This window comes from Bradyrhizobium nanningense (genome assembly GCF_004114535.1).
In the GTDB taxonomy this organism is placed as follows: Bacteria; Pseudomonadota; Alphaproteobacteria; order Rhizobiales; family Xanthobacteraceae; genus Bradyrhizobium; species Bradyrhizobium nanningense.
In genome coordinates this window covers 1-10936 of the sequence record NZ_LBJC01000009.1, presented here as the reverse complement: position 1 = coordinate 10936, position 10936 = coordinate 1, and the positions used below count along the sequence as shown (strand labels likewise).

3 protein-coding genes are annotated in these 10936 nt (G+C 61.6%); 1 reads left to right on the top strand and 2 read right to left on the bottom strand.

Features of this window, described 5'->3' with window-relative positions:
- Positions 1 to 7125, top strand: a 7125-nt coding sequence (locus XH84_RS06855) for a non-ribosomal peptide synthetase (protein WP_128948098.1), incomplete at its 5' end; no start/stop codon positions are given.
- Between the two features lie 328 nt (positions 7126 to 7453).
- Here the strand turns inward: XH84_RS06855 and XH84_RS06845 are convergent.
- Both XH84_RS06845 and XH84_RS06835 read right to left on the bottom strand, forming a co-directional pair.
- Complete coding sequence (locus XH84_RS06845) at positions 7454 to 7705, bottom strand: hypothetical protein (protein ID WP_128948096.1); 252 nt, start codon at positions 7703 to 7705, stop codon at positions 7454 to 7456.
- 1025 nt (positions 7706 to 8730) lie between these two features.
- Positions 8731 to 9945: a diaminopropionate ammonia-lyase gene (locus XH84_RS06835; RefSeq protein WP_128948095.1), complete on the bottom strand. Its 1215-nt coding sequence runs from the start codon at positions 9943 to 9945 to the stop codon at positions 8731 to 8733.
- Positions 9946 to 10936 lie beyond the last annotated feature (991 nt).

The window sequence follows — 10936 nt, the reverse complement described above, 5'->3', positions numbered from 1 at the left end:
AGCGCCTGGCGGCGCAGCCTTGACCGTCTGTTTGCGCGTCATGAGGCGCTGCGCAGTGTGTTTGTCGCGACCCAGGGCAAGCCCCGGGTTGAGGTTTTGCCGCCGGACGCGGGTCTGCCGATAGTTGAGCATGATCTGCGGGAGAGATCGGATGCGGAAGCGGCATTTTTGGATCTGTGCCATGAAGAGGGGCGCACGCCATTCGATCTTGCGCGCGGTCCGCTGATCCGCGGGCGTCTGGTGCGGATGTCGGATGAGGAGCACGTCTTCCTGCTGACCCAGCATCACATCGTCTCGGACGGCTGGTCGATGGGCGTGCTGCTGCGTGAACTTAGCCAGCTCTACCGGGCATTCCAGGCTGGGCAGGACGATCCTCTGCCGCCGCTTGCGATCCAGTATCCGGATTACGCCGCCTGGCAACGCCAATGGCTCTCGGGGGAACGGTTGCAGAAGCAGGCGCAGTATTGGCGCAGCGCCCTGGCAGGCACAGCCCGTCTTGTCTTGCCGACGGACCGTGCGCGGCCTGCCCAGCAGTCGTTTGCCGCGGCCACGGTCCCGATCACCGTCGATGCGGATTTGACCCGAGAGCTGAAGCGGCTGAGCCTGCAGCATGGCACGACGTTGTTCATGACGGTGCTGGCGGCCTGGGCGGCGGTGCTGTCGCGTCTGTCCGGGCAGGACGATCTTGTGATTGGCGTGCCGAGCGCCAATCGGGGGCACCGCGAGATCGAAGAGCTGATCGGCTTCTTCGTCAACACCCTGGCGCTTCGGCTGGACCTGTCGGGCAAGCCGCGCGTGTCGGAGCTTCTGGAGCGGACGCGGCGCACGGTGCTGGCTGCGCAGGAGCATCAGGACCTGCCGTTCGAGCAGGTGGTGGAGATCGTGCAGCCGCCCCGGGCTCTTGACCACACGCCGTTGTTCCAAGTGATGCTGGCCTGGGAGAACAATGCGGTTGGGTCATTGGACCTGCCGGGGCTGAGTGTCGAACCTGCCGGGGAGGAGATTGATCAGGTCAAGTTCGATCTGGAGCTGAACCTTGGCGAGCATGGCGAGGAGATCGCCGGAACGCTGGGTTATGCCACGGCGCTGTTTGATCAGGCGACGATCGAGCGGCAGCGTGGTTATCTGCTGGCGCTGCTGCGGGCGATGGCTGCCGATGCGCAGCAAGAGGTCCACCGGATTGAGCTGCTCTCGACTGCCGAGCGCACGTATCTGCTGGAGGAGCTGAACCGGACGGCGGCGTCGTATCCTACGGAGCGCTGCATCCACGAGCTGTTCGAAGCGCAGGTGCACAAGGCGCCGCATGCGGTGGCGGTGGTCTGCGAAGATGAGCGGCTGAGCTATGCCGAGCTCAATGCGCAGGCCAACCGCCTGGCGCATCACCTGATCGCCCTCGGGGTCAGGCCGGACCAGCCGGTGGCGATCTGCGTTGCGCGCAGTCCGATGATGGTGGTGGGGCTTTTGGCCATCCTGAAAGCCGGCGGGGCGTATGTGCCGCTGGACCCCGCCTATCCGTCGGCGCGGCTGCGCCAGGTGCTCAACGATGCGGTGCCCCGCCTGCTACTGACCGATGTGGCCGGCCGTGCAGCTTTGGGCGCGGATGTGCCGGCCGATGTGAGCGTGGTGGAGCTCGATACTGCGGCCCCGGCCTGGGCCAACCTTCCGGAAGCGGATCCAGACCCGTGCGCGCTCAGCCTGACCTCCCGCAATCTCGCCTATGTGATCTACACCTCGGGATCTACAGGCACGCCCAAAGGGGCACAGAATGAGCATCGGGCTATCGTTAATCGCCTGATCTGGATGCAGAACGCCTATGGTCTGAAACCAACAGACGTCGTGTTGCAGAAGACGCCATTTAGCTTCGATGTCTCGGCCTGGGAGTTCTTTTGGACTTTGCTTGAAGGGGCAACGCTGGTACTGGCCCCGCCCGGTGCGCACAGAGATCCCGATGCATTGGTCGACTTGATTGTCACCCAGCGCATCACGACGGTTCACTTCGTACCATCCATGCTGGTCAGCTTTTTGGAGGCGAAGAGTGTTGACCGCTGCACATCGCTGCGGCAGGTTTTATGCAGCGGCGAGGCGCTCCCTGCCGCCAGTGTGTATAGGGTTCGGCGCGTATTGCCCTGGACGGCCCTGCACAATCTTTACGGTCCGACTGAGGCCGCGATCGACGTTACATCCTGGAGCTGCCCGGCTGAGTTTGATGAGGCCATCGTCCCGATTGGCCGTCCTATTGCGAACACGCGGGTCTATTTGCTGGATGGTCATGGCGGGCTGGTGCCGTTCGGTGCGGTGGGCGAGCTCTGCATTGGCGGGGCAGGGGTGGCGCGGGGCTACCTGAACCGCTCTGAGCTGACAGCGGAGCGGTTCATCCCCAGTCCCTTTGTCGAGGGCGACCGGCTGTACCGCACCGGCGACCTGGCGCGCTACCTGCCGGACGGCAATCTGGAGTTTTTAGGCCGCAACGACGACCAGGTGAAGCTCCGCGGCTTCCGCATCGAACCGGGCGAGATCGCGGCGCGGCTTTGTGAGCACCCGTTCGTGCGCGAGGCGGTGGTGGTGGCGCGCGAGGATGGTCGCGGCGAGCAGCACCTCGTTGCGTATGTCGTTGCCGCCGAAGCTGAGGAATCTGATCTTGCCGGCGGTTTGCGGGCGCATGTGAGTGCGGGGCTGCCGGACTACATGGTGCCGAGTGCGTTCGTGCGGCTGGCGGCGCTTCCGCTGACGCTGAACGGTAAGCTCGATCGGAACGCGCTGCCGGCCCCGGGCGACGAGGCGTATGCGCGGCGGACCTACGCGCCGCCACAGGGCGAGATGGAGACCGTGCTGGCGCAGATCTGGGCCGAGCTGCTGGGGCTGGAGCGGGTCGGACGGCACGACAACTTCTTCGAACTGGGAGGGCACTCGCTCTTGGCGGTGCAAATGATCGAGCGTCTACGGCGGCGGTCACTGCGCATCGAGGTGCGCACCTTGTTCGTCAAGCCGGTGCTGGCGGATCTGGCCGCAAGCCTGGGCCGCCATCACGAGGTGGCGGTCCCGGCCAACCTGATCACCGAGCGAAGTGCGGCGATCACGCCGCAGATGTTGCCGCTGATCGAGCTGGCGCAGGACGAGATCGACCGGATCCTCGCCACGGTACCCGGCGGGGTCGGCAACATCCAGGACATTTACGGCCTGTCGCCGCTGCAGGACGGCATCCTGTTCCATCATTTGCTGGCGGCAAAGGGCGATCCGTACCTGCTGGTGTCGCAGATGGCGTTTGCCGAGCGTGGCGTGTTGGACCGCTATCTTGCTGCGGTCCAGCGGGTGGTGGACCGGAATGACATCCTGCGTACCTCATTTGTCTGGGAGGGGTTGTCGCGGCCGGCCCAGGTGGTGTGGCGGAAGGCGCAACTGGAGGTGATCGAGGTCCAGCTGGATGGCGCTCATGGTGCTGGAGCCGAGCAGCTTAAGGAGCGGTTTGACCCGCGTCGGCACCGCGTCGAGCTTGGCCGGGCGCCACTGCTGCGGTTTGTGATTGCGCGCGAGCCCGATAGCGCGCGCTGGCTGCTGCTGGAGCTGCAGCATCATCTGATCGGGGATCACACGACGCGGGACGTGATGCATGCTGAGGTCCAGGCTGTGCTGGAGGGACGCGAGCATGAGCTGACGACGCCGCAGCCATTCCGCAATCTGGTGGCCCAGGCGCACCTACGCCGTGATGCCAAGGCTGATGAAGCGTTCTTCCGGGAGTTGCTGGCCGACATCGACGAGCCGACCACGCCGTTCGGCTTCAGCGAGGTGCGCGGCGACGGCGGCGGGGTTCGAGAGGCGCAGCGGATGCTGCCGTCAGTGCTCCATGCGAGGCTGCGCGAACAGGCGCGGCGGCTGGGCGTGAGTCTGGCGAGCCTGTGCCATCTGGCCTGGGGACAGGTGGTGGCGCGCAGCAGCGGCCGCGAGCAGGTGGTGTTCGGCACGGTGCTGTTAGGCCGAATGCATGGCGGCGCGGGTGGCGACCGCGCGATGGGGCTGTTCATCAACACGCTGCCGCTGCGGCTTGACCTTGATGGGACCGCGGTCGAGGCGAGCGTGCGAACCACGCATGCCCGGCTGGCCGAGCTCTTGGCGCACGAGCATGCCTCGCTGGCGCTGGCACAGCGCTGCAGCGCCATTGCGGCGCCCGCGCCGCTGTTCAGCGCGCTGTTGAACTACCGCCACAACACGCCGGCGGCGATCTCCGCCTCCGCAGCCGACGATGTGCTGTCCGGCATGGAATGGCTGGGCGGGGAGGAACGCACCAACTATCCCCTGACCCTGTCGGTGGAGGATTTTGGCGAGGCGCTGGGCCTCACTGTGCAGGTGGCGGAGCCAATCTCGGCGGATCGGATCTGCGGCTACATGCAGCGGGTGCTCGAGCAACTGGCAGAGGCGCTGGAGCATGCCCCGGATACGCCGGTACGCAAGCTCGACATCTTGCCGGCTGAGGAGCGCACCTATCTGCTCGAGGATCTGAACCGGACGGAAGAGGCCTATCCATCAGAGCAGTGCGTCCATGAGCTGTTCGAGGCGCAGGTGCAAAAGGCGCCGGATGCGGTGGCGCTGGTCTGCGCAAACGAGCGGCTGAGCTATGGCGAGCTCAACGCGCGGGCCAACCGGCTGGCGCATCTTCTGATCGAGCTTGGGGTCAAGCCGGACCAGCCGGTGGCAATCTGCCTCGAACGCAGCCTCATGATGATGGTTGGCATCTTGGCGATCCTGAAGGCGGGCGGTGCCTATCTGCCGCTGGACCCAGCCTATCCCAGTGAGCGGCTGCGGCAGGTTGTCAACGATGCCGCGCCGCGCCTGCTGCTTTGCGACGTCGTCGGTCGCGCAGCACTCGGCCCCGAAGTGCTGACCGATGTCACGGTCATTGATCTGGAGACGGGCACGCCCGCGTGGGCCGAACGGCCGGCTTCGAACCCGGACCGGCACACGCTTGGCCTCACATCGGGCCATCTCGCTTATGTGATCTACACCTCAGGCTCAACCGGAACCCCAAAGGGGGTCATGGTCCAGCATCAAGGATTAGTTAATCTGCTGTGGGCTCAACTCGGCCTCTTTGGCGCTTCTTCCAACAGCCGAGTCGTGCAGTTCGCCTCCATTGCTTTTGATGCAAGCGCTTGGGAGCTTGTTATGGCGTTTGGCTCCGGAGCCGCTTTGCACTTGCCCGCGGAAGAGATCCGTCAAGCGAGTAACAAGCTATCGGATTATCTCCAAAGCGAAGCCATCACCCACGCGACATTGCCCCCAGCGTTGCTTCAGACAAATCCGGAATGTTTGGCTGTGCAAGTTCTCATTCTTGCTGGAGAGCTGCCGAAGCCAGAACTCATCCGAAGTCTGGCTCCAGCATCAATGGTTAATGCTTATGGCCCGACCGAGACAACAGTCTGCGCGACGATCTGGCCTTGCCCGGCTGATTTCAATGGGTCGGTGGTCCCGATCGGGCGCCCAATCGCCAACACGCGGGTGTACTTGCTGGACGGCCATGGCGCGCCCGTGCCGTTCGGCGCGGTCGGCGAGCTTTACATTGGTGGGGCGGGGGTGGCGCGGGGCTACCTCAACCGCCCTGAGCTGACCGCCGAACGCTTCATCGCCAGTCCCTTTGTCGAGGGCGATCGGCTGTACCGGACCGGCGACCTTGCACGTTATCTGCCGGACGGCAATCTTGAGTTCCTGGGCCGCAACGACGACCAGGTGAAGATTCGCGGCTACCGCATCGAGCCGGGCGAGATCGTCGCGCGGCTTTGCGAGCATGCCTGGGTGCGCGAGGCGGTGGTGGTGGCGCGCCAGAACGGCGCCGGCGACAAGCATCTGATCGCCTATGTGGTCTGCGCGCCCGAAGCCGGCGCGGACGAGGGCGACGGAGGCGGGGTTGCGGGCGCCTTGCGGGCGCACTTGAGTGCGCAGCTGCCGGACTACATGGTGCCGAGTGCGTTCGTGCGGCTGGCGGCGCTTCCGCTCACGGTGAACGGCAAGCTCGATCGGAATGCGCTGCCGGCGCCGGCCGATCAGGCCTATGCGCTGGCGGCCTACCAGTCGCCGCAAGGTGCGGTCGAGACGGCGCTGGCGCAGATCTGGGCCGAGCTTCTTGGTGTCGAGCGCATCGGGCGCAACGACCACTTCTTCGAACTGGGCGGCCACTCGCTCTTGGCCGTGCAGATGCTCGGTCGAGCATCAAATCTTGGGCTGAGTTTTAGCGCCACCGACCTCTTCCGCGCACCTGTTCTGAAGGACCTCGCATCGAAGATTCGTTTGCAAGTGCAGCCCAGTCACTCGGCGGTGATTTCCGTTCGAGCGAACGGATCGCAGCCACCGCTCTTCTTTGTCCCAACAGGCTTTGGCGATTGTTCGTATGTCCTCGGTTTGGCGGCGGAAATGGATGCAGACTGCCCGGTCTACGCTCTGCCCTGGCCGCATTTCGATGACGTTCGTCCACCGACTCTTGAGGCGATGGCCGCGGAGGTGATTGTTGCGATTAAACAGATCCAGCCACGGGGCCCATACCGCTTTGCTGGATACTCATCAGGTGCAATCCTGGCGTATGCTATTGCCGAGAGGTTACTGAGTGTTGATGAAGTTGTGTCATTCATGGCGTTCATCGATGTCTGTCTACCTGCGGCTTCTTCAAACGGATCACTGAAGAATTTGGCGCGAGAATTTGTTTTGGATCGTTGTGGGATCTTGCGCGATGAATATCGCGAGGTTTTAGAACGCGACACGGAACAATGTTCCATCTCTGAGTTGCTCGAAAAGGCGCAGCAAACAGGAGCGTTAGCTCCAGATCACGATCTTCACAGTGACGTTTCGACGTATGAAAGAGCCGCGGCATTTCACCGGGCGCTACAATCGTATCGCATTCCGTCGCTCCCAATTGAAATATACCAGTTTTATGCCAGTGAGCCTCTTAGTCGTTGGGTACCGCCTGACAAGCAATCTGGTCGCGATGCAAACCTGCCAAAGCTTGGCTGGGACCTGGTCGTCGATGCGGGGGCCATTCATGCGATACCTGTTCCAGGCAACCATGTGACAATGGTGAGCAATCCAGAAAACCGCCAAGCTCTCGCTCGAGCCATTTCAACGGCCCTTATCGGGACTCTTGAATAGACTCAAAGATTTTCTCCGAAGGCTCAGGTTCGAAGTTTAGTTTCTAGACTAGCCCCAAATATCCATCCCACAAGACAGAACAGGAGTAGATTTGCGGGTAATCGTACCCGACGATGTTCCATTCAGCGACACGAGAACCGATTGCGGAAATCCTTGTCCCTGCGCTGCCGGACGCGGCAGCCGTTCCAGTGTCTTGTTTAGGTCGTAAGAAAAGAAGCCGGTCACACCGCCCTGAGAAGATCGCAGCGATGCTGCTGCCGATTGTGGGAGAGGAGCGCGCGGAGAGCGTCCCATGGACCGCCGTCGAGAGCCTCACCGTCGTGTCGGTTCACCTGATGATACCGAGACCGTCTTTCACGGTGAGTGTGCCGTGGCAAGCAATATGGTACTTGCGCCCAACAACAGGCATCTCGTCAGCCTGGGAGAATGACGGCACGTTGATCGATAGCTCTTTTACGAGAACTTCCTCATATCCGCCATCTCTCTCCATGATCACGCGCCACCTCCATTCGCCGCCCGGGCTTTCGTCCGCCATTGTGTTGTAGCGAAGGCGAATCAAAGTACTCATTGATATGCTCATCGAGATGATCTCCGACCCCATAGGCCGAAGGAAGCCATTGCCTATCCCAAACGAGGGCGAGCAGGTCGTCAAGCCCAGGAAGCCTCTCCGATGTTAGCGCGCTCTTTGGGCGGTTCAACTTAGCTGCTCGAAGCGTCCGTCCAATACATACAAACGTTTGTGCGGGGCCGGTTTGGTAGATGGCTCCAAAAGAGCGCGTGGCACGACGCCGGCAACTCCGGGGACAGCCCTGATTGCAATTGCCGGTTTTCGCTCTCATTCAAATGTTGGAAATGACTGCGCAGGTGCCGTCCAATTCGTTGCGCCCGATCGCCTGGTAGCTTTGAAAGCAGGTGAGTACGACACGATCGAATGGCTGAACCAGTCCGAGCTTGCAAAGCGGCTCCAGGCTTTGCGAGCAGATCATGCCGCGTGCCGCGTGCCGCCTGCCGCGCGATACCGGGCCATCTATGCTTGCCGGCGCCCAACCGAAAACAGCCCTGGTTCAGACGGAGAGCCGTGGGAGCATTCCGTCGGGCCGCATTCCTGCCACCCATATCCGCAAGTCAGGCGCTACTCCGGACGGACAGTGCTGCCCTCCAAGAAGTGCCCGGATGTTTCCGGCACGGAGCGCCTCTCGCCATTCCATTGAGGCCATGCATCGGCAACTCGAATATGGGAGCGGCACCGTCTGAAGCCGGAAAGGCTGTTCGAGTCGATCATCAAAAGATACCAATTTGATATCCGTGACGGCGGCCAATTTATCCGTGACGATGAAGGTGTCGAGCTGGACATAACGAAGCTGCGCGCGAAGAGGCGACTACTACGCTCTCAGAGATGGCGCGCGAATAGGCCAGAAGCAGGCCGCATCACCGCGTGGCAATTGAAGTTCGCGATGATCATGGACCTGTCTTGCAGGCGAGCGTTAGCTTCGCGGTGAAACCACTCGAGCGACTTGAAAGGCTTCGGCAGGAATCGAAACAAAAAGTGGGGTGCCGACCCGGACAATTGGGATCCATCACGCCGTAAGGCTCGCAAGCGTTACGCTACTGGTCCTTGGTCAGTGTAGTATTTCGCGCGGTCACCTGCGCTGGCAACAGGCCGACGAGCTCCTCGTACAGACGAGGATCGGTCGCGCCCTCGGTGTTGATTACGAAGACCCGCGCATTTGGTCCAAGACCGCTCTTTTCCCGCAGGTTCTGGTCGGAAGCAACCTTCAGCAAGCCCGCGAGACCGACACCGCCGCTCTCGCCTGCGACAACGGCCGGGTCGCCGTGCCTAGGATTCGCAAGCCGCCTCATGACGCTGATAGCATCCGCATCGTCGACAGTCATAAACGCATCCGCTACCCGTGAAAGGATGCGCCAGGCAACGAGCGAGGGTTCGTAGCATTCGAGCATCGCCATCACAGTCGGTTGCCCATGATCTACCTTTACCGGGTGTCCGGCCCGGGCGCTTTCAAACAGGCACGCCGCCCGCGCGGGGTCGACAACCGTAAAAAACGGGCGGCTATCGCCCAGCAGAACTGAAAAATGCCCTGCGATCGCTGCTGACACTCCTCCCACACCCGACTGAACGAAGACGTGGGTTGGAGCTTGGGGCAACTGGCGCAGTGCTTCGCTCACGAGGGCGGTATATCCCTGCATTACGAGTCCGGGGATACGCTCGTAGCCCGGCCAGGATGTGTCAGACACCGTGATCCAATCATTTCCCGCAGCAACTTTGGAGGCTTCGGCGACGGAGTCGTCGTAGTTGCCGTTGATGCGAATGATCTGCGCGCCAAAGCGAGCGATCGCCGCGATACGCTCATCGCTGACACCTACGTGAACGAAGATGACGCACTTCGCGCCGACGAGCTGAGCACCTTGAGCCACTGATCTGCCATGATTGCCATCTGTGGCGCACGATACAGTCATTTCTCGTGCGATGGCCTTCACTTCAGGTGTGTGCAGCTCTGATATGTTGATGACGCTGCCGAGCCTCCGGGTTGCTTCCTCCAGCACAAGCCGGATCACGGCATAAGAGCCGCCCAAAGCCTTGAAACTGCCAAGACCAAGCCGATGCGCCTCGTCCTTGAGGTAGATCGAGGCGACGCCGATCTCACGAGCAAGGCCTGGCAACGAAAGGAGCGGCGTTTCCTTGTGACCTTCGCGATGCCGAAGAAAACACTCGACCTTGCGAGCGGCCTCGACACTTAAGTCATCTGCATCGCAAGGATCTAGGATAGCTCGGTGATCGACGTGCGAGTTGAGGAGCAACATGAACCAACTCTCTTCCGATTTCAGTGTCTAAGACTCAGGCCTTGGCTCTGGCGACAGTGAAAACATATAACCGGCATACTCATCAAAATGAGCCCCTTTCGGTGATTTCGTCCGCGCCACTCTTTACCTGGGAGTGGCACGGCGTCCCTCAACTGCGACAGCTTCTCGCAGTGGCCTATGTTGACGCGGAAACGAGTAGCAACAGGGGACGTCCTAGTTCTACATCCAATTGCGGGCCGCTGTTATGTCTGATCGTCTGTCAGAGCAAATCAACCCACCGAATTTGGAAATCTGCGTCAATCGGCGCTTTAAGCGTGGTGCCGAACCGCTCTGCAATACTTCAGCTCGCCTGGCGAACCAATCTGTCTGCCATTTTCCGTTAGGGAAGTAGCAGGCTAGGTCTGTCCGTCGACCTCACCGCTGATCCAGTGCGGATGCGCTGCTGCCATGAAGATCGGATGCTCTATCGCGAAAACCGATGTTTGCCGGGGACCAGCATGCTACGGATCGCTCGCACGAGGCGGCCGAAATCCTCAAACAGTGGAAGGTCAACGCACCGTAAGCGAGGTCAAAAGTGGCCTTCGGTAGTTCCAACGTGTCGAGATCGGGCAATCCGATACGTGACGGCGCCGTACGGTGTGTCCGCTTTTGCTCGCGCGATCGTTCGAAGCGGCGGTCGAGTCTATTGCAATGGGTTGCCGTCGTCACCGGTGTTGGCTCAAGAGCCTATATGATCCGGCAGTGTTTACCGGCACCGCCCGAAGGCACATCGCAGCGTTCGGGAAATAGCACTCGATAGCTGATTGGTTGCGCCTCGGAGGTGAGATCAATTTATTCCTGAATGTGCGGTAGTTGCTGCGCGGGCGATCCTAACCGCGACCGAAGGGTTTCACGCCATGATCGTGTCCCATTGCGTGGTGTAGCTGAGTGTGGGTCACCACGTTCGCCGACCTGGGCCGGATCGGTCAGCTGGCGATAGCCGGGAGGCTGA